Below are 18,729 nucleotides of genomic sequence, written 5' to 3'. Positions count from 1 at the left end.
TCTGCTCTGCAAATAATGCCAATTGCTATTGGATTGTAGAAGCATTTCCCTGATTAGGTAACCTCCTTTATAAGAGGTTTACCGCCACGCTCTCTCTCAATTTCTGATCTGCTTTTTACCTCCTTAACATCAAATATTATCTCTGTTTCTTGTGGAACTGAAATGGTCTTCTCCTCGTAGACGTATTTCCCTTCTCCAAGATCTTTATAGACATAAATAGCATATTTTCCTTCTGGTATCTCAACCTCTGCGAAACCATTTTCATCTGTTTTCGTCGATGCTACTACCCGCCCCTCTGACTCTATACTGATAGTGGCGCTATCAAGGTTTTTGCTATTGAACAAGGTCTTAATTCTTAGCTTATAATACTTCAATTCTTTCACACATAGTTGCAAACCCTTTGAATTAAAGAAGTTGTTTGTTTTTTGAGCAAGTTCTTCAATCATTTTCTTGCTTCCAGAATCAATATTCTTATCGAATAGAATTGTTTTATAGACTTTGGAAAAAGAATCGCAAAAATCAGCGTACTTATCATTCTCAAAACGTGTAGTTAGAGAAATTAGCTTATCCCTCAAACTCTCTAGATACTTAAACACATCGGGGCTAAATTTAACAACATATATATTGAAAACTTTTGTTAGAAATTCATGTATCTCATCTGTTAGACCTTTCTTTATTTCTGTCTCAGCCTTTTTATATGTTCTCCAATCCTCTAACGCCATATTGCTAACCCTCAGCTTAATCGATACTGTAGTCAAAAGTCAAAATAGTATTAGACTCATAAAAAACTTTTCTGCTATCAAAAGCAGTATTTATAGCAATAGTATTTGCTGATTCGATGCATAGACGATATTGGTATTATTCGAAACAGCCTTTAATTAGATTGATTAAAGCTTATAATTTCTATCTTATCGTTTTTGAGTGAGTAATAAGTTGTATCAGCATTGGCATAGTCTTGAAATGTAATATTCAATGGAATGGTCAAACCATGTTGAGGTGTTATCATCCATGGGCTCAACCATCTCAATCTTAATTGTGAGTGCATCGCCAAGAAAATATGGAAATGCTAGGCTAGTGGCTGAAGCTGCGAGGAGAATAGCTATAGAAATTGAAAGTGTTGATGCTATTAAAATCGATGTTTATGACTATGATATTAAGCCTTGCAAGGGCTGTGTCTCAGATGATGTCATGCTATGCAAACTACCATGTGTATACGAAGATGATATGAAAAAACTCTATAGTGTGGTTGAGCAAGTCGATGGAATGATATTTGTGACCCCAGTATACTGGTACAATGTACCAGGACCACTGAAGAACTTCATCGACAGGCTAACAGTTTTCGAAAATGCTATATTCATCGAAGGCAGAAGCAGGTTAGAGGGGAAAGTAGCTGGGTTTATAGCTGTAGGCAATGACACAGGCGCCTTAGCTGTGATACAAAATTTAATGACGATTCTAAATAGTATGGGTGTTGCAATCCCGCCATGGGCTCTGGCATACCACGAATCTGAAGAAGATCCAATAGAAAACAAAAGCTTCCTACTTGATGTAGCTAACGTTATCAGGGGTGTGGTACTACTAATTAAGGCATTGAAAGGTCTTGAAAAACCAGTATATTGGTATAGGATTGACCAAGAATACCAAAGAAAGGTCATCGAAACCTTCACCAATGTAGCAAACGAATTCAAAAAACAAAAACAAACCACAAACACTTAAAAATCCAATCATTTTATTATTAACAAAAGGCGGCGGTCGTCTAGCCTGGTCTAGGACGCCGGCCTTCCAAGCCGGAGATCCCGGGTTCAAATCCCGGCCGCCGCATTCTTCTCTTCTGCGTTTAGCCTATATGGGGAAATTCTTGGCAGAACCAAGCTTTTCAGGCCTATAGTAGGGATCATTGACGGGTATATCGTTAGAGACTGATCATAGAAATATTGTGCTTTAAAGTTTTCAAGGTCTCTTCCTGAAGCCTATGGGAGATTAGCTACATAAGGTTTTAACACAATATTATTATTAATGCTAGATGAGTTGCATCCTTGGCCACATAATAGAAAACTATTAGTGCTATTTCAGCGACAACTAAGCTGGTAATCCACGGCTCTGGTATTGGAAATAGAAGGTTCTTCTCCTTGCTGAAGAATCATAATATTTAATTGATTCTATGCAAACCATGGGAATGCTGGCACCAACCATTTCTTTACCTACCATTACTTTCTACCACTTTATAACTAGTCATAGCCCATGCAATAGCAGAGCCTCCAAAGCCATATGGCTTAGCTGGTGCAATGGGGTCAACGCAGCCACCTTTTAGTGGTTATATCAACTGTATAGATATGTATGTTGGCTTCATCAGCTGCAAACAAGAGGAATATCACCTAAATTTTTCAGCTGAGAAAACCCGGCATATTGGTGTTTTAGAACATTCATGCTACCTATCTTGAACACTGTATGGTAGAGATCGCTTGAATTCGATTACATCTATTCTATTCTGAAACAATTTGTGTTTTTATGTTTCTAATTTGCTATTACAATTAAGGCTCAGTATAACTGAGTATAACTAGGTATCAAAAACAAGACAAAAATCTTATATAGTGTACGCAGGTCTCTTTAGCTAAGAGGGCAACAGGTTTGATATCAGGCATATTTTATGCCATTACCTCTTTAGTGGTTTTTGTTGTTGCTTTATTTTATTTGCCAATACTAATTAGATGTGTCAAAGGCTCTGGATGTAGATCTAAAATCAATTTTGTTAAGCCTTTTGAGGGTGGGCTTATAATTCCGGAGCACTTCTATAGGTATGTAACGAGTATTGTAGTGGTTTTGCCTTTGCTTTTATCCATTGAATGTATTGTAACGATATTTCTGTTTACAGGGTTTTCTCATTATGCTCTGTTTTCATTCTTGCTAGGTTTTGTAATCTATGTTTTGCTTGCTATACTATCAATTGAAGGTGTGTGACTATGGCAGATGGGCAAAGAAGTGAACATGAGTCATTTGATAGAAGGCTTGTTAGGAAGAGTCCATGGATTTTCCATTTTAATAGTGGGGGCTGTAACGGATGTGATATAGAGTTTGTTGCAGCGTTAACACCGTTATATGATGTTGAGCGTTTGGGGGCTAAGCTAGTTGCCTCTCCCAAGCACGCAGATGTTCTTGTTGTCACAGGTCCGGTAACACTACAGGTAGCGAAATCCCTAAAACTCATATATGATCAGATGCCAGAGCCGAAGTATGTTATCGCTATTGGAACTTGTGCATGCAGTGGGGGCATATTTTCTGGTGGATACACAGTTTTGGGCGGTGTTGAAAAGGTTATCCCAGTCACCATTTGTGTACCTGGGTGCCCTCCAAATCCAAAAGAGATTTTCAGGGCTTTGGAGGCTATATACAAAGGGGAGATAAAGGTAGCTGGTGGTGGTTGTGGGGAGGAGCAGAATAGAGGATAAGGCATATACAGAGCCCCACAGCATTGTAGAGGTTGCCAGCAAGACGCTGTCGAGTTATCCACATCTAATCTCAGTAACTGCTGTGCATGATGAAAAAGAGAAGAGCATAGAGCTTATATACACCTTCAGCGATTTCAGAGGTGCATTAAAAAATATTTCAACTAGAATACCCGAGGACAAGAAGACTCTACCATCCATAGCCTCAGTGGCTCCAGCAGCCTCCATATATGAACAGGAGGTTTCTGAACTCTTCGGCGTGACATTTGATGGAAACCCATTCACTGGGAAAAGAGTTTTGCTACCAGATTGCTTCCCCAATAATGCACATCCGTTGCTTAGGAATGTGAAACAAGAAGATTTGGAGAAGGTTGTAGCAGGTTGCATGTTGGGAGAGCCACAGATTTATGTTACTGGCTCATCTAGGTATAGTGCTGAGTCGGTTATCCTCTTACCTTTTGGCCCATACCACCCAGCATTAAAAGAGCCTGAGAGATTTATTCTTGTACTGGAAGGGGAGACAATCGTTGATGTAATTCCGAAGATAGGTCATGTGCACAGGGGTATAGAGAAAATTGCTGAGGGTAGGACCTTTCTGCAGGATCTATTCCTAGTTGAAAGAATTTGCGGTATTTGCAGCTTTATACACTCATGGATATTTACATTAGCTGTTGAAGAGCTTCTGAATGTTAAGCCAAGTAAAAAAGCTGAGTATCTAAGAACCGTAATAGCAGAGCTTGAGAGGATTCACAGTCATGTGTTGTGGATAGGTCTCTTAGGCTATTGGACTGGATTTGAAAGCATGTTCATGTGGATCTGGAGGTTAAGAGAAAAGATAATGTCGCTACTCGACCTTTTGACAGGTAATAGGGTCCACAAATCATTTATAGCGTTTGGTGGTGTGAGAAAGGATGTATCTGATGAAAAACTGAATACAGTTGCAAAGACTATAGCGGAATTTGAGAAAGATTATAAGAAGCTCATAGATGAGATAATGTCGTATGAGCCACTGGTAGAAAGGATCAAAGGTATTGGAATGTATAATGCTGAGCATGCCATTAGACTGGGAGCTGTTGGGCCAATAATAAGAGCTACTGGAGTCCCCTATGACATGAGGAAGGTTGAACCTTATGGAGTCTATGACGAGATAGATTTTAATGTGGTTACAGGTAAGGGTGGCGATGTATTCAATGTGACTATGGTGAGAATTAAAGAGGTGCTAGAGTCTATTAACATAATAAGGCAGTGCATCGAGAAAATGCCTAGGAATGAGAATCCAGTTCCAAAAACTCTTGTCAGTGGGGTAGTTAAAGAAGGAGAGGTGGTGGCTAGGACGGAGGCACCAAGGGGAGAACTATTTTATTACGTTAAGGCGGCAAACTCTAGAAATCCTCACAGAGTTAAGATAAGGACACCTACGCTAGCAAATATTCTTCTAGCAGCTGATATATTGAAGGGCTATACGTTATCAGATGTGCCAGTAATCATAACATCTATTGACCCATGCTTTAGCTGCATGGACAGGGTTCTCGTCGTTGATAAGAATCGCAATAATGTATTTTTTGTCGATTTTAACAAGTTGAGAAAGGAAAGTAGAAGAGCTAGGTGAGTAAAAACGTTTGTAGTGGTTCTTACGCTAATCTTTTTAATTGTGTTCATAGTTTTGGCCCTAATTTTCGAATGGATTGAAAGAAAACTTATTGCCAGAATCCAGTGGCGTGTAGGCCCGTTGTTAACAGGGTTTAAAGGCATTTTACAGCCATTTTATGATTTTGCAAAATTGCTTCTAAAAGAGGAGACCGAGATTGAAGGTATGAATATTTATCTAGCCGACTTTTCTATTATTCTCTATGTGCTGAGCTCAGTAGTTGGTCTATTCTTTATACCTTTATTTGTTTCGCCATCTCCTTACAGCTTCAATGAGGATTTCATCATAGTGCCACTAACCTTTGCATTGTCGGCGGTAGCACAAACTCTAATGGGATTATCTATCCAAACATCATTTACAGTTGTCGGTACAGGAAGGCTTGTTACACAGTATGCAATGTATGAATCGCTTCTGTTAATAACCCTGGCTCTACCGTTTATGCAATGCAACACACTATCAATGTCTGACGTAGTTAAAGCACAGTCTCGGTACCCAACACTATTAGTGCAGCCCCTAGGCTTTGTTGTAGCGCTGATAGCGCTTCTTGCAAAGCTAGAGAAACCGCCATTTGATCTACCTCATGCGAAGCAGGAGATAGCTGCTGGCTGGATGACCGAATACTGTTGTAGAAGACTAGCCTTCATACAGCTGGGCAAGGATCTGGAAATGGTGTATGGTATTGCTTTAATAACAACAGCGTTTCTGGGGGGTGGGCAAGGCCCTATGGCCTATGATTTTCCCTGGCTATATCCAATATACTTTATTGCTAAGATGATTATTGTATTGGTACTGCTTGTAATATTGCAGGGCATGGCTGTTAGAGTCAGAGAAGTTTTTATGCCCCAGAGGCTTTGGGAAAGAGGTATAGTAATGCTTGTTATCCAAGCCTTTATACTGTTCATATTGAAAGGTGTTGGGCTGATATAATGGCACAGTTGACAATGTTGAAGGAAGTTGTGAAGAGCCTTTTTTCAAAACCATCTACAGAGCCTCTGGCAGAGGTAGAAAAAGGTGTTTTTAGCCCATATAGCAGAGGATACCCCGTATTAATACCAGAGAAATGCACTGGTTGTTCACTATGCGCTATGAACTGCCCTAGCAATGCCATAACAATGAAGATTGTCGGTGAGAAGAATGTTGGTGGCAGGACATTGCCAGTTAGAAGACCAGAGTTCAATTACTTCAAATGTATATACTGTGGTTTATGTGCACAAGTTTGCCAGTTTAATGCTATTGAAATGAGGAGAGAACTAGTCATATTGAGGCCGGGGTCAAAATGCTAGAGGTTCTGCTTAGTTTCGCTGGAGCGATAATGATTGTCTTGGCCTTGCTAGATGTAAAGGCTTGGAGATGCGTATTAGAGATCTTTGTAGGGAGCCTTCTAATCGGCGCCTCAATAGGCATTTACGTAGCAGTGTATGTAGGCTTGATCGTGATATTCATGTTTTCTGGTATTATTGTAGCTCTAATGTATCTAGCCACATTTGTGCTACCACAACCTAGTAGCATAAATTGGCGTAGCAATGCCATAAAAATTGCTGTATTAACCATAATTAGCGTTGCTTGTTCTCTTGCTGTTATCAGTGGCTTTGGTCTACAAACTCAACTCGGCGGAAAAGCTAGTGTTGTTCTAAAGGTGCCTATCCAAGACTTTCTCGCAGTAATACTGTTTTTTGTCAGCATAAATGTTGCTATAATAACTCTCATGGGTGAGGGCAGGTGATGGAAGCTCTTGTACCAAGTTTAATATTGTTTTTTGCGGGTGTGGTTGCAATAATTCAATGGAAAAACATGATGAAGATATTAATCGGTTTTCTATCCATAGAATTGTCGATTATACTTCTTGCCGCAGTTTTGCTTAGCAACTTGGAAACTGTGCAATGGATAATCATAGTATTGACCTCTTTGTTTGGGGGAGGCGAGGCAGCGCTCATTTCTTTTATGATATCTCTTGCAAGGAGATTCAAGATTGAGAATATAGATGAGCTAAGCTCGATGAGGGGGTAGCTTATGGTTGGAGAATTGATATTGTCTCTAACTCTATTCACAAACTTCATAGGCGTGGCATTAATACTGTTGTTTGGTGTTAGTAAGAGGAAGTTGGTTGAGCTAATATCCATAGCCTCGACACTCATCTCTTTCTTAGCCTCAGTACTACTGCAAATCGTTGTCAATAACAACACCATTCTAACAATTGTAGGAGTGCCGTTTAGAGTCGATGCAATATCAAAGATTTTTGCTTTAATAGTCAATCTAATTGGATTTCTATCAACATTGTATAGCATAGGCTATATGCATAGCGAGAGAGACTATGTAAGATACTATTCTCTATTCATATTGTTCATAGGCTCCATGACCAATCTTGTATTAACAGATAATATCTTGTACCTCTTTATGCATTGGGAGCTTATAGGCCTTTGCAGCGCGCTCTTGATTGCCTATTGGTGGTGGAAGGAAGAAGCTAGGATTGCAGGGGTAAAAGCATTTGTAATGACGCGTGTGAGCGACATTGGCTTGGCTATTGCTGTGGCATGTGCATTAATGCAGGGAATAACATCTATTTCACAGTTAGAGTCAAGCATTATACCATCATTTGTATCTATAGCCATAGTTTTGTCTGCTATAGGAAAATCAGCTCAATTCCCCTTACATACATGGTTGCCAGACGCCATGGAGGGTCCAACCCCCGTAAGCGCACTTCTGCATGCAGCAACATTAGTTAAGGCAGGGGTTTATCTGGTTCTGCGCTTCTCCAACGCTATAACAGCTGATACAATAGCTACAAACCTTCTCTTCATAGCTTTGCTAGCAACATTGTTTTTAGCCTCTTTAGCAGGGCTAGTAGCATACGATATCAAAAGGGTTTTGGCTTACAGCACAGTTTCAAGCATATCGATAATGTTTCTAGCCATAATCCAAAAGAACTATGCGCTAGCAGTTCTGTATTTCATTAGTCATGCAACCTTCAAGGCAATGCTATTCTATACAGCTGGTGTGGTTGAGCATTCAGCGCATTCAAGAGATATGAGAATAGTTCACGGATTATACCACCAGAACTTCAAATTTGAGGCAATAACATTTGTTATTGGCACGTTAAGCGCTGCAGGCATACCACCTCTTTTCGCAGGCTTTGTCAAAGAGCATATATTAGAGGGTTTGGCAGGCATGGCTTCACATACAGTTGCGTTAGCTGTTTCCTCGATTGCATCTTTCATGCTGGCTTTATTTATTATGAGAGCAGCAATAATAACATTCTTTTACGGCAAACCGGAAAAGGCTTTTGAGCATAGAATTGACTGGTGTATGACAATACCGATAGCTACTTTATTAGTAATTGTTTTGTCGCTGCCTCTGCCAATAGCCAATATCTGTAGCATTTGTGTTGCTGCAAGTGATATATATAGCATCAATGCAATTCTTTTAATTTCAACGTTGATAGGAATGCTGACACCAATTCTATATTTATATAAGGCTCCAACTACCCTAATAGCTGAGAGTCCTTGGGGGAAGCTCAGAGATTTCATAGAGTCTTCACTCTATTTGGACAAGGCCTATATGGCGTTGGGAAAAGTTTTCTACAAGAATTTTGCTGTATTGGCCTCCTCTCTCCATACAGGCAAGCCCTCTAACTTCTTACTCTATCTACTAATCTTTGTTTTAGTTGTTATGATCCTGGCTATTTTGGTGCATATACTATGATCTCCTATGAGCAGCTCTTAATACTGGTAACACTATCCTCAGTAACCCTAATGGCATTGGCAACAATAGTTTTGAAAAGGCTTGGGAGAAGATACGACTTCATCCCAATATACATAGCTGTTGCCACTACATTAGTGCAGATGGCAATAGCTCTTAGCATCCGTGGTTTAACTGGGTTTGTGGGGGTTGTTTCAGCGCTTGTATCGCTTATTTCAGAAGGCTATATAATATCCATTAGAAGGTATATCTACACTCCTAGGAAGGTTCTTATTTCAATGCTTCTCATCCTGTTCAATTCTCTTACAATGCTGGTAGTGCTTGCAGCAACAACCCAGGTTAACGACATTATTAAGCTGTTCATCTATTGGGAGGGGCTGGGTTACACAACTATAGCGGCTTTGAATATTCGCCACACAAGAGAAGAATATGAGGCAACAATGAAGTATGTTCTGGTGTGTGTTATAGGCTCTCTAATAGCTTTGATAGGAATTGTTCTAAGTGTAGCTGAATGCGGCTCGACATCGATTACAGCAATCTTGAGTAGGGCCTCTGTTCCATCGAAAATGTTCATTGTCATAGGTTTTCTGACAGAAGCGGCTGTGTTTCCATTCTACTTCTGGGTGCCCGACGCCGACGTGTCAATGCTTTCAACGTTAGCAATAATGCATATGGGGGCGGTAACACCAGTTGCAACCTATGTTGCCGGGCTTTTTGCGTATAATGGTGGCGAGCTCATTCGAAACATGGTCTCAGCCCTCTCTATTCTAACAGCTTTTATAGGTTCGCTAGCCTCGCTGTTCCAAAGCGATTTCAGGAGACTGCTAGCCTACAGCACTGTGGCGCACATGAACTACCTTGTCTTGGCATTTGCAAACAATGTTGTTGACTATGGAGCTCTTCACATTCTGGCACATGCTCTATCAAAAGTACCTGTCTTCCTAATAGCATATACAATGCTGGAAATGATGCAAATCCGCGAGGTTGGATATGCTTACATGTGGAACAATAGTCTTGCAAGATATGTTATAGTAGCATCTTCTCTAGGGCTTCTGGGGCTACCCCCATTCCTAACATTCTGGTCAGAGCTATTCATCTTCCTAAAAATTTTTGCATTGGGTAGCATCTTTCATCTCTACGCTGCACTATTTTTCATCGTCATCGTAGTGTCCACGGGGTACGCCTTCAAAATAATATACTCGTGCGTCAAAAAATCGGAGAGCGATGGAGATAGAATGAGTGTTCAAAACCCGAAAGCAGCACTACTACTACTTGCAACAACATCATCAGCATCTATAATACTCTTCATGTTGCAGAGCTACATCATTTCATACTTCTTCTAAACAGCTGTTAGAGGCATTTACCATTATTTGTGAATTTCCCTAGAACAAACCTACCCTTCTCAGTCACAGTATATACACCACCAGACTCTTCCACCAACCCGAGGATACGCAACATATTCAGATCGTTCTCCAGATCCTTGACAGACAATTTGTCGAAGGATTCATTGCATCTGCTCTGCTTAACCAATGAATACAATTGTGATAGCGTTAAACCGTTGTATTTTGCTATTATAGACAAGACTATGAACTGGGGCGGCACACTTTTTCTAGGCAACACATAGTCAAATTCCATCGACATATATACCACAAAAACTATGTTAGCACCCGATAATACTTTATAAATAGAGTGTGCCTAGAGATCGACTCGATGATGAAAACGGGGTTTAGATGAATCAGATGAAGAGGCCCTCGATCACTGACCAACTTTTCCATAATTTATTATACCAGCGAATTCTTCTCGAATATAAGGTCTCTAAAACCAATAGCATAGGCGATCACATGGTGCAAGAACAAAATAATGCAATGTATAAAATACTCCAACTCCATGAACCCTATGCACATGCTTTAGCTGATTTAATCCTCTAGACATGTAGAATCATGTGGTGTAGCGATATTTGTTATAGAATCCATGGTACAGCATCCACCGTCCTTCATTTTCCTTAGAAGCCTCGGTATATACTCTGCAGGGTAGGTACCATCACCGTCCATCACAACGATATATCTTCACATACTCTAAACCCATTTTTATTGCATCGGCCTTGTCCCTACCTCTCTGGGGCACCACCAACACATTTTTAGATTTAGCTATTTCTACTGTTTTATCGGTGCTACCACCATCAACTACTATGATGTTTTTGAGAGGGCACCAGTTTTTATAACCTCGTCTAATACTATACCAATAGCCTTCTCCTCATTCAATACGGGGATCAAAACGGTTACTTGATCTAATGCACTGTTTTCAAAGCCCATACACTAAATCGCCAGCTTCTCTCAAATTGCGATAGTGAAACCATGCAATTCTTTTATGTGGTGATTGTGCGCACAAAGTTTTTAGGTGCTGTAATATAGACATGATCTGCAGTTTTCTTAGACGTCTCGAGCTCTAGGAGAGTAAACAGAGCTGCCTGCAGAGCTGAATAAGCCATCGACACTGTTCCAATTCACCCACGTTTACTTGTAGCAGTTTTGGGATGATCGTGGGTCCGAGTTACTGATATATGATGAGGGAATGTTAAGGTGACCAATATGCTTACTAATTCGAGGCTATTTCACCTACGATCAATGCTGAACTCCAACACCATCTCTAGGAATAGGTGGTGGGCTTAAGCAAAGGTTTTTAGTTGTATTAAGTGTTGCTCCAAGGAAACTCAATGCTGTAAGGCGGCACACTAAATTCTATTTTATTTTAGTGTTTTTGGCTTTGGCTAAGCAATGCTTAAATAGTTGAAAAGCTATATACTCTCTATGTGAATTCCATGGGTCTCACCGCCGAGGATGTTGTTAGGCTTTTCGAGGTGGATGCCAGGGCTAGGAAGAGGCTTGCTGAGCTACTTGTTTCCGAACCTGACATAAGATTGGCTATGATAAACGCTATTCTAAGAGATGTTGCAACGAAAAGCGATTTGGAGAGGGTTGAGAATGGCTTAAGAAGCGAAATAAAATCTCTTGAAAAGAGCTTTAGAGAGTCTATAGAGAGTTTAAGACACGAATTTTTAGAGCATAGAAAAGAGTTTATGGGCCACATAGAAAATGTGAATAGATCTATTGAAAGCCTGAGATCAGAGGTATTCAACAACATAAACGAGTTGAGGAGGGATATTTCAGAATTGAGGGATAGGGTATCGAAGCTAGAAGGAGCATACACAGAGCTGACAAAGAGAATAGATGATCTAGACAAGAGGATAGATGCCTTAGATAAGAGAATGGACTATATAACGAAAATATCGTGGATATTAACGGGATCGGTAATAGCAACACTAATAGCAAACATAATACTAAGGGCAATACCGTGAATCTCTACAACCAATTCTATTGCCTTCGACAACCCTAGCCCACACAAACTTAATAGCATATGATGTGATGTAGTTGTAAGCTTTAAAATGTGTGTGAGTTTGGTTTAGGTATAGTGCAGGTAATGGTTGCGCTGGCGTGGTGTTTTGCGAAGAGCCTATCTAGTAGTTGTTTTGTCTCTACATTAGTAGGGGTTCCATGGGTCTGAGCCCGCCTTTCACAAGGTCTATCTCTAGACCCAGTTCCTCAAGGGTTACTATGCCGAGTAGGTAGATGTTTTCGTTTCCGAAAACTGCTATTGTATGGGTTTTCATTCCCTGTATCTATATGCCAACGATGTCGATGTCACGCTCAATAACCTGGTTGTTTGCCAGCCTAAACCTCCTCTTCCCAACAGGCTTTACACCAAGCTCCATCAGAAGATTTGTGGGCAGTACTGTGTATATAGCCCTGTATCGGCTAGGAGCTCCACCTCTCTACACCTTGACGGCTCCTCAACATTTCACACCCTTGCACGCACCCTAACATGCCCAACAACACCAACAAGACTTTGCTATACCGTATCAAAGTTTTATATGTTTCTCGCTAGCTCTCTTCACAAACCATTATATAACCCCACAGCTACAACCCATTAACACATGTAGATAAAGGGATTTGCACCTTGAAGGATCTTGAGGCATTTTAATGGGCAGGTAGAAGGTTTGTGATATTATGCTGTTGCAAATTGTTTTAGGAAGGCACTTGCCTTCATGGCTATACCCCCGCTCTTGTTGAGCATCTCCCTATCGTATGTTATAACAACTCCGCCCACTCTCTTTGCCAGCGATAGATATATCGAGTCGTATACTGTGATCTCCTTCTCAAAGGCTATCCTAATAGCGTCCTCGAGCAACTCGGAATCATTTACAACCTCTAGTCCAAGTTTTTGAAGAGCGCCAATGGCTTTAATAATGTCTTCGGGTGTTAGGCCCTCGGTGTATCTAAGAGCATTGGAAACCTCTATAAATAGTAGTGCCGGGATATATGCCCTCACCTTACTGCCTACGATTAAATCCCTGACCCTCTTCATCTCCTCAAATTCATCTTCCCTCACAAACCACTTAACAACAGCGCTAGCATCTAGAACAATGTTCTTCATCTCCTTCTATCCCTAAACTCTCTTATAACCTCAGCCAAAGACCTTACAGACCTAGCTTTTGAGGCTATCTCATCCATGGCCTCAATGGCCTCCCTGACCTCGAGCTCCCTCAGCTTCTCCTCAATAGCTCTCCTAACAACATCACTCCAATTAACACTAGAAAACCTCTCCATGCGCCTCTTCAGCTCTAGAGGAATCCTAACAGTTATCTTGGCAGACACGGGCCTCGCCAGACATACTATGCACAGACATAGCTAATAAACCTTTTTATGTCTAGACACAAAAGACATGTCAACCCCAGCGAAAATATATGAAAACTGTTTGCTTCCAAAGGGGGGTTGTGACAGTTTAAAGTGGTTTAGTCCGCCCTCTAAGGACAAACGGTCAGGAAATTCGCGAAGCAGCCTCTGGCTTTGGAGATGCCGTCATCGTATGGGCTGATCCCAACACTCTTCAGATATTGCTTAAGGGTTCAAGTCATGCATTCATGGTTTACTCGGGGTCGATAATATACTACGATCTAACACGGGGAGGTAGCGTGCCATTTCCGGTGCCCGAGCCATGTTCATCGGCCTAGCTGCTATAGCTACTCTCCTATTATACCTCCTCATATATGGTAGGAAACATGGATTTTAGAAGCTTTTTATTACCCCCTCCACAATCCAGCTGCAGGTCACTTATTTGGGTTTGAGCCTGTGTAAGCGCATCAACCACAAATGATCTGTGTATGAGACATAGGAAACCGTTTTTGATGGTTTGACACTGGATACAAAACATCTTTACAAGTCTAGCCCTTCAGAGCATGGAGGAGGTCAGTACAAGTGTTGATATTTGGTGTTCACTAGGCATGATATCAGCATAAACTTTTGAGGCTGTACTACATAGACATATTGGGGTAGTTATCCTTTGGGTGCAACTCTGTGGAGGTAGCTATTATTGTGCTGAGGAAGCTCTATGAGAAGGCTAGGGAGAGGGGAATAGATGTCGAGCTCTTCATAACAGATTCTCTCATTATGGAGCTTGGGTTGGACCCCGACGAGGAGGCTAGTGTTCATGTAGAGCTCGCTGAGAAGATGTTTGAGAGGGGCAGGGAACTTCTCGATAAAGAAGATGTTATTCAAGCATCTGAAAACTCTATAAGGTTGCTGAAGAATGTATTAAGGCTCTATCCCTAGCCACAGGACTTGAAGAGGCTGGCGAAGCGAGAGCGAGGGGTAGATGGACCTTAAAGCTGCTAGACTCGGCAGCCCGCAGACTAGCTGAGAAGATTGGCGAGGACATTCTCTACGCATGGGACGCGGCTTACTATCTACATGTCGAGGGGTTCCACGAAGCTAGACTTAGCCAAGAATCAGTCAAAGCCAGGGCCAAGCTCATCGAAAAACTCCTAGAGATCACTAAAGAGAAGACTGGAAAGAAAACAGGCTCCCCCTCCAAACACAACAGCCTTTAATCTACAGCTATATAAAATCAGAAGATAGCTATGTCAAAACATAGACAATGAGAATATTGTAGTGAGTTATGCCTCTGACCACATAAAGTGGTCTTAATAAAATTCATTTTATAAATGGGCTGAGTTTCGATACCAAAGATAGGTGATGGAAGCTGAGAGTATGCATCTATGGAACTGTTTTCAACAATGCCCAATATGTTGAGGAATCCATTAAATCGGTGTTTAACCCTAGCTACGACATAGTCATAGTAGACTCTTATTCAACCGATGGGACGTGGGAGAAGTTGTTGGAGCTTAGGAAAGAATACAACTTAACTCTATACAGATATAGATCTTCAAGGGGGTTGGGGAGGCATATAGCTCTATATAAATGCCCAGAGGGCTCTATTACGGCGTACTTCGACCTTGACACGATATACTCAACTGCTTTCCATAGAATAATCGGGTACGCAGAAAACATAGACCCTGTCTACGCATACGGTACCTTGGTAGGAAGAAGAGAGTATATCTTGTCTAGGGGTGGCTGGAAAGACTTTATGGTGGGAGAGGATATAGACCTCTTTGTTAGAGTAGGGTTTAAGGTGTCTTTTCCCATACCCCTAGGCCTAAATGCTCCTGCAGGGCTTAAACTCCATGCAAGAGAGAAAAGATATGCTAGGGGGTTTCTAGAACACGTAAAAAGGGTTGTAAAAGGATATTTAGATTATTACTATTCTAATGGATATACTCCACCCCAGCTCTTCATTTTTAAAGTTAGAAGCGGCATATTACTGTCGCCAATGTCCACCCTCCTCTACTTTATTAAGGGATCTAATCGCTATTTCAAAAACTTCAGTAATCGAGCTGGATTTGAAATAATGCTTCTCTTCAAGATGAGAAATCCCCGTGAAATAGGTATCGACGATGCACTGTTATGTGTTGGGGTAAGCACTGAAACGATAAAGATGCTAGGAGGAGTTAGGGAAATCGATAATATTGTTTTGAATAGAGTTGGAAAAGCCTATAGGGCATCACTCAAGTTAACAACGCTAAAAATACTATATTTTAAGAGCGTGAATGTTATTCCATATGCAGAAGGCTTGTTCAACAAGGTAGAATCAATAGATGTAGTGGAACCTTAAAGAACTTGGCATCTCACCTGCCCCTAAAAGCGGGCAGTGATGCCGAGATGCATAAAGCTTTATTTGATTGGCACCCAATAATAAAATTCTGGTCCCCACCCCAAAGAGACGAGGTCTTCAGTTGTAAGAAAATTCAAGATGATTAGAGGTGCTTGTGGGGGAGGGGAGTGAAAAGACTGGGTGTCCGGGAGAGTATTGAAAAGCCATGGAAAAAGAATTTGTCTGCGGTGAGAAATGACTATAGCCACAAAAATCTTAGGTTTGCTCGCCTAGTTCAAGTAGTAATGCTACCGGCTTGCTTACTCGATACCTCTACTAAATAGAGTTTATATGTGCCGTCTCTGAGAAGCCTTACTTTTACATCAATGTCTTCTCCTGAATACGGCCCGCATGTCTCAATCTGGGTTGTGTTGATTTCTCTCACAAGGGCTTCAATGTCTTTAGTTGTAATTATGTAAATCCTCGTCGTATTATGGTTGGTCATGACGTTGCACACAGCAGATATTCCAGGATCGTAAGGAATCCATATCAGCCTCCCCGGCTCTGGGTTGCGAATACCGAGGTGTATCCACCTAGCAACATGGCGTTGCGCCATGATAGGCGTTTCCAGGTCCGCCTTGGATATATTTGCTGATATATACGTGCTTAGTTCGTAGAGGTCTTGGAGGAAGGGCCGGATCGCTGGACTTGGTGTAAGTCCTGGTGGGAACTCGGTTAATGCTGCAACAAGGTCATACATATACAGATATTGAAGTATAAACGGGATGCCCACCACAGCAAACAGCAGGACATATATTACAGTGGCTCTGCCCTCTCCATACGTTGTTAAACCCGCTATAGCTAGTGGTACCATGAGTGGGGCTGCACCTATGAGGAACCTATACCATGCGGTGGCAGCTGTGTACGGTGCTATCAGTGGTGAGAGGCCTGCTAGGAACAGTGTTACAACTGCTATCTTCAGATACCTGTAGCCGGGTTTTGTGAGCACCAAGAGTGCTGGTGGCAGTACGAGTCCGTAGCCCACCACCAGATATGAGATAACCTCTCCAGCAGCTGCTGTATACACGGGGTAGGACACGACACCGGGTGGTGCCGCACCAAGATACATATTCGGTGTGTAGAGTATTCTCCAATACCATAGGAGAAGTGCTGTGATAACAGCTAGTGCGGTGAAGTGCACAGCTATTTCTCTGCCAGCTCTATTGGCGACGGCCTCCACGAGTAGTAGTAGAGCAAGAACGAAGGCGACAACTCCTGTCACTTCATGTGCCATGCTAGTCAGGACTAAGAGTAGAGATGCTAGTAGTGTACATTTAGCACCCCTACCTCTGTAGCTCTCGAGAACCACTATAGCCAGTACCATTATAACAGAGCCCAGTAGTTGCCTCTGGTAGTCCCACGAGATCCTAAGGTTCAAGATGTATAGCGATGATGCGAGTGCCACGGCCATCAGATTTCTCGGTGACACTTTAAGCACATTCTTTGCGAGATATGTTGTAGCAGCAATGAGTGCACCGAATGCTATGGGTGGGTAGAGCTTAAATGTAAGCCACGGCCCTATGGCCATTGTCGGCAACGCTAGTGTGAGGTCCAGTAGTGGGGGATGTTCCTCAGGCCACCCATCCAGTAATATGGTTTAAAGGGGTTTAGCGAGGTGAGGAAGTCAGCTAGATGTGCAGTATACTCGACGGTATCCCACCCTACATGCCAAGGCCACCACAACACCTCTGGAACTAAGCGTACTGAGAAACCCAAGAGGAATGCAGTGAATATGGGGTGACTCTCGAAGAAGTGGCCAGCAGATGTCAGCCCCTTCCTGATACTGTGGAGTATCTCTGCCCAGGTTCTGGACTCCGCAAGTACCACGGGCTCTCTAGCAAAGGTGTGTAAAGCTATGGCAGCAAAGCCTATGAGAGATCCAGGTACTACTAGAGAAGCGATAATCAATGCCTCAATCCCCACGATCCCACCACCCACCGGAGGTGTTACAAACATCGTCTCAACCATGCTCACAGCAAGCGATCCAAGCCTACCGATAGCAACGAGCGCTAGTGAGAGAACATCTAATGTTAATGTTGAGGCATACCCTATCCTACGGTAAAAACAAAGGAAGTCAAGTACATCCCCTAAGCAAATGACTAAACTGATAAGCCAGACAAGGTAGTCATACAAAACCCAGTTAACCATACCTCTAACCAGACAAGCGATAAGCAACCCGCTTAAAACGAGAGCAAGAAAGGCGAAAATCAGTCTAAACCTAGCTAAGCTGCGAAGCCAAGCGAGCACCCACATCCACCGCAGGCAATGCAACAAATCATGCTACTGCTACAGCTTCAAAAACCCTCTAATTTAAGCTTTACCTCAGTAACAACCCATCTCAACAGCCTCACTCTATTCTATATCACAGCATTCTACACCTATAGTAGCCAGCTCTACTTATCTCTTACTCTCTTGATGCGTCCACAGGGAGGGGTATAGATTATTAGAACACTACTTGCTAACAAGAAGCCACCTCTTTGGTTCTATAAGAGAACAGCACCTGGGAGAGGTTTAGGTACCATCTATCTATGTGAGTCTTCTCAATGCAGTAACCTCTAATCTACTGTGAAGTGATTGCGTAGTTGGTAAGCTAAATAAAGTGGGTTAGCAACTATGCTTAGGGGCTGTAACTATATGGGTGCAGAGGGCTATATCTCGATTTACATCCCTAAGAGTGTTGCTGATGAGATTTTGAGGAGGGGCTTAGATGTAGAGTCCTTTGTTATCGACTCTATTCTTGAGAAACTTAAGCTTGATCCACAAGAGGAGGTGGCTATTTATGTGGAGCTCGCTGAGAGGTTTCTAAGTGAAGTCCAGGAAATATATTGATCAAGGTGA

The 18,729-nt window shown here is 41.9% G+C and carries 24 protein-coding genes and 1 tRNA gene; 15 read left to right on the top strand and 10 right to left on the bottom strand.

Annotated features, from left to right (window positions below):
* Positions 1–53: 53 nt before the first annotated feature.
* Positions 54–722, bottom strand: a complete 669-nt coding sequence (locus QW284_01725) for a hypothetical protein (GenBank protein MEM0338394.1) — start codon at positions 720–722, stop codon at positions 54–56.
* A 286-nt stretch (positions 723–1,008) separates the two neighbouring features.
* Between QW284_01725 and QW284_01720 the strand changes: the two genes are divergently transcribed.
* From QW284_01720 to QW284_01670, 11 genes are all read left to right on the top strand, one after another.
* Positions 1,009–1,716: a flavodoxin family protein gene (locus QW284_01720; GenBank protein MEM0338393.1), complete on the top strand. Its 708-nt coding sequence runs from the start codon at positions 1,009–1,011 to the stop codon at positions 1,714–1,716.
* Positions 1,717–1,745: 29 nt separating this feature from the next.
* Positions 1,746–1,821 (top strand) — tRNA-Gly (locus QW284_01715).
* Between the two features lie 870 nt (positions 1,822–2,691).
* On the top strand, positions 2,692–2,958 hold the full coding sequence (locus QW284_01710; protein ID MEM0338392.1) for a hypothetical protein: 267 nt from the start codon (positions 2,692–2,694) through the stop codon (positions 2,956–2,958).
* 2 nt (positions 2,959–2,960) lie between these two features.
* Positions 2,961–3,446 (top strand): NADH-quinone oxidoreductase subunit B family protein, encoded by a 486-nt coding sequence (locus QW284_01705; GenBank protein ID MEM0338391.1) that lies wholly within the window; start codon positions 2,961–2,963, stop codon positions 3,444–3,446.
* Positions 3,421–5,052, top strand: coding sequence for an NADH-quinone oxidoreductase subunit C (locus QW284_01700; protein ID MEM0338390.1), 1,632 nt, complete (start codon positions 3,421–3,423; stop codon positions 5,050–5,052). Before QW284_01705 ends, QW284_01700 begins: the two co-directional genes overlap by 26 nt.
* Before the next feature lie 15 nt (positions 5,053–5,067).
* Positions 5,068–6,018: a complex I subunit 1 family protein gene (locus tag QW284_01695; GenBank protein ID MEM0338389.1), complete on the top strand. Its 951-nt coding sequence runs from the start codon at positions 5,068–5,070 to the stop codon at positions 6,016–6,018.
* On the top strand, positions 6,018–6,374 hold the full coding sequence (locus QW284_01690; protein ID MEM0338388.1) for a 4Fe-4S binding protein: 357 nt from the start codon (positions 6,018–6,020) through the stop codon (positions 6,372–6,374). The genes QW284_01695 and QW284_01690 overlap by 1 nt, the downstream gene beginning before the upstream one ends.
* The gene (locus QW284_01685; protein ID MEM0338387.1) at positions 6,368–6,814 is read left to right on the top strand and encodes a hypothetical protein; all 447 of its coding nucleotides are present in this window, start codon (positions 6,368–6,370) and stop codon (positions 6,812–6,814) included. The genes QW284_01690 and QW284_01685 overlap by 7 nt, the downstream gene beginning before the upstream one ends.
* Positions 6,811–7,098, top strand: coding sequence for a hypothetical protein (locus tag QW284_01680; GenBank protein MEM0338386.1), 288 nt, complete (start codon positions 6,811–6,813; stop codon positions 7,096–7,098). The genes QW284_01685 and QW284_01680 overlap by 4 nt, the downstream gene beginning before the upstream one ends.
* Positions 7,099–7,101: 3 nt before the next feature.
* The gene (locus QW284_01675) at positions 7,102–8,790 is read left to right on the top strand and encodes a proton-conducting transporter membrane subunit (GenBank protein ID MEM0338385.1); all 1,689 of its coding nucleotides are present in this window, start codon (positions 7,102–7,104) and stop codon (positions 8,788–8,790) included.
* A complete protein-coding gene (locus tag QW284_01670; protein ID MEM0338384.1) occupies positions 8,787–10,130 on the top strand; it encodes a proton-conducting transporter membrane subunit in 1,344 nt (447 codons plus the stop codon). The genes QW284_01675 and QW284_01670 overlap by 4 nt, the downstream gene beginning before the upstream one ends.
* A 7-nt stretch (positions 10,131–10,137) precedes the next feature.
* On the opposite strand, the gene QW284_01665 is transcribed toward QW284_01670, so the two are convergent.
* From QW284_01665 to QW284_01650, 4 genes are all read right to left on the bottom strand, one after another.
* The gene (locus tag QW284_01665; protein MEM0338383.1) at positions 10,138–10,428 is read right to left on the bottom strand and encodes a hypothetical protein; all 291 of its coding nucleotides are present in this window, start codon (positions 10,426–10,428) and stop codon (positions 10,138–10,140) included.
* Positions 10,429–10,703: 275 nt separating this feature from the next.
* On the bottom strand, positions 10,704–10,838 hold the full coding sequence (locus QW284_01660; protein MEM0338382.1) for a hypothetical protein: 135 nt from the start codon (positions 10,836–10,838) through the stop codon (positions 10,704–10,706).
* Positions 10,828–10,938 carry a hypothetical protein gene (locus tag QW284_01655; protein MEM0338381.1) on the bottom strand — a complete coding sequence of 37 codons (111 nt, stop codon included), beginning with the start codon at positions 10,936–10,938 and terminating at the stop codon, positions 10,828–10,830. Before QW284_01655 ends, QW284_01660 begins: the two co-directional genes overlap by 11 nt.
* A 35-nt stretch (positions 10,939–10,973) precedes the next feature.
* Entirely contained in the window at positions 10,974–11,099 is a 126-nt protein-coding gene (locus tag QW284_01650; protein MEM0338380.1) for a hypothetical protein, read from the bottom strand.
* 506 nt (positions 11,100–11,605) lie between these two features.
* Here QW284_01650 and QW284_01645 point away from each other — a divergent pair.
* Positions 11,606–12,142, top strand: a complete 537-nt coding sequence (locus tag QW284_01645) for a hypothetical protein (protein MEM0338379.1) — start codon at positions 11,606–11,608, stop codon at positions 12,140–12,142.
* Positions 12,143–12,319: 177 nt separating this feature from the next.
* Here the strand turns inward: QW284_01645 and QW284_01640 are convergent, their stop codons facing one another.
* The 3 genes from QW284_01640 to QW284_01630 all read right to left on the bottom strand — a co-directional run bounded on the left by QW284_01640 (position 12,320) and on the right by QW284_01630 (position 13,499).
* Complete coding sequence (locus QW284_01640; GenBank protein ID MEM0338378.1) at positions 12,320–12,454, bottom strand: hypothetical protein; 135 nt, start codon at positions 12,452–12,454, stop codon at positions 12,320–12,322.
* Between the two features lie 395 nt (positions 12,455–12,849).
* Positions 12,850–13,278, bottom strand: a complete 429-nt coding sequence (locus tag QW284_01635; protein MEM0338377.1) for a type II toxin-antitoxin system VapC family toxin — start codon at positions 13,276–13,278, stop codon at positions 12,850–12,852.
* Positions 13,275–13,499, bottom strand: a complete 225-nt coding sequence (locus QW284_01630; GenBank protein MEM0338376.1) for a hypothetical protein — start codon at positions 13,497–13,499, stop codon at positions 13,275–13,277. The genes QW284_01635 and QW284_01630 overlap by 4 nt, the downstream gene beginning before the upstream one ends.
* 699 nt (positions 13,500–14,198) lie before the next feature.
* On the opposite strand from QW284_01630, the gene QW284_01625 reads away from it, so the two are divergent.
* Both QW284_01625 and QW284_01620 read left to right on the top strand, forming a co-directional pair.
* Positions 14,199–14,453 carry a hypothetical protein gene (locus tag QW284_01625; protein MEM0338375.1) on the top strand — a complete coding sequence of 85 codons (255 nt, stop codon included), beginning with the start codon at positions 14,199–14,201 and terminating at the stop codon, positions 14,451–14,453.
* 430 nt (positions 14,454–14,883) lie between these two features.
* Positions 14,884–15,852: a glycosyltransferase family A protein gene (locus QW284_01620; protein ID MEM0338374.1), complete on the top strand. Its 969-nt coding sequence runs from the start codon at positions 14,884–14,886 to the stop codon at positions 15,850–15,852.
* Positions 15,853–16,126: 274 nt separating this feature from the next.
* On the opposite strand, the gene QW284_01615 is transcribed toward QW284_01620, so the two are convergent.
* Both QW284_01615 and QW284_01610 read right to left on the bottom strand, forming a co-directional pair.
* Positions 16,127–17,419 carry a hypothetical protein gene (locus QW284_01615; protein MEM0338373.1) on the bottom strand — a complete coding sequence of 431 codons (1,293 nt, stop codon included), beginning with the start codon at positions 17,417–17,419 and terminating at the stop codon, positions 16,127–16,129.
* Positions 17,420–17,430: 11 nt separating this feature from the next.
* Entirely contained in the window at positions 17,431–18,144 is a 714-nt protein-coding gene (locus QW284_01610) for a hypothetical protein (GenBank protein MEM0338372.1), read from the bottom strand.
* 360 nt (positions 18,145–18,504) lie between these two features.
* Between QW284_01610 and QW284_01605 the strand changes: the two genes are divergently transcribed.
* Positions 18,505–18,720 carry a hypothetical protein gene (locus tag QW284_01605; protein MEM0338371.1) on the top strand — a complete coding sequence of 72 codons (216 nt, stop codon included), beginning with the start codon at positions 18,505–18,507 and terminating at the stop codon, positions 18,718–18,720.
* Positions 18,721–18,729: the final 9 nt, after the last annotated feature.

Source organism: Ignisphaera sp. (genome assembly GCA_038735125.1).
In the GTDB taxonomy this organism is placed as follows: Archaea; Thermoproteota; Thermoprotei_A; order Sulfolobales; family Ignisphaeraceae; genus Ignisphaera.
Note: the sequence above shows the minus strand (reverse complement) of the source record. Positions and strands in the feature narration are given on the sequence as shown.

Coding starts and splice junctions, on each gene's coding strand:
- QW284_01725 (MEM0338394.1), bottom strand. CDS start 722: ATGGCGTTAGAGGATTGGAGAACATATAAAAAGGCTGAGACAGAAATA.
- QW284_01720 (MEM0338393.1), top strand. CDS start 1,009: ATGGGCTCAACCATCTCAATCTTAATTGTGAGTGCATCGCCAAGAAAA.
- QW284_01705 (MEM0338391.1), top strand. CDS start 2,961: ATGGCAGATGGGCAAAGAAGTGAACATGAGTCATTTGATAGAAGGCTT.
- QW284_01690 (MEM0338388.1), top strand. CDS start 6,018: ATGGCACAGTTGACAATGTTGAAGGAAGTTGTGAAGAGCCTTTTTTCA.
- QW284_01685 (MEM0338387.1), top strand. CDS start 6,368: ATGCTAGAGGTTCTGCTTAGTTTCGCTGGAGCGATAATGATTGTCTTG.
- QW284_01675 (MEM0338385.1), top strand. CDS start 7,102: ATGGTTGGAGAATTGATATTGTCTCTAACTCTATTCACAAACTTCATA.
- QW284_01670 (MEM0338384.1), top strand. CDS start 8,787: ATGATCTCCTATGAGCAGCTCTTAATACTGGTAACACTATCCTCAGTA.
- QW284_01665 (MEM0338383.1), bottom strand. CDS start 10,428: ATGTCGATGGAATTTGACTATGTGTTGCCTAGAAAAAGTGTGCCGCCC.
- QW284_01660 (MEM0338382.1), bottom strand. CDS start 10,838: ATGGACGGTGATGGTACCTACCCTGCAGAGTATATACCGAGGCTTCTA.
- QW284_01650 (MEM0338380.1), bottom strand. CDS start 11,099: ATGGGCTTTGAAAACAGTGCATTAGATCAAGTAACCGTTTTGATCCCC.
- QW284_01645 (MEM0338379.1), top strand. CDS start 11,606: ATGGGTCTCACCGCCGAGGATGTTGTTAGGCTTTTCGAGGTGGATGCC.
- QW284_01640 (MEM0338378.1), bottom strand. CDS start 12,454: ATGAAAACCCATACAATAGCAGTTTTCGGAAACGAAAACATCTACCTA.
- QW284_01635 (MEM0338377.1), bottom strand. CDS start 13,278: ATGAAGAACATTGTTCTAGATGCTAGCGCTGTTGTTAAGTGGTTTGTG.
- QW284_01615 (MEM0338373.1), bottom strand. CDS start 17,419: ATGGCCATAGGGCCGTGGCTTACATTTAAGCTCTACCCACCCATAGCA.
- QW284_01610 (MEM0338372.1), bottom strand. CDS start 18,144: ATGTGGGTGCTCGCTTGGCTTCGCAGCTTAGCTAGGTTTAGACTGATT.
- QW284_01605 (MEM0338371.1), top strand. CDS start 18,505: ATGCTTAGGGGCTGTAACTATATGGGTGCAGAGGGCTATATCTCGATT.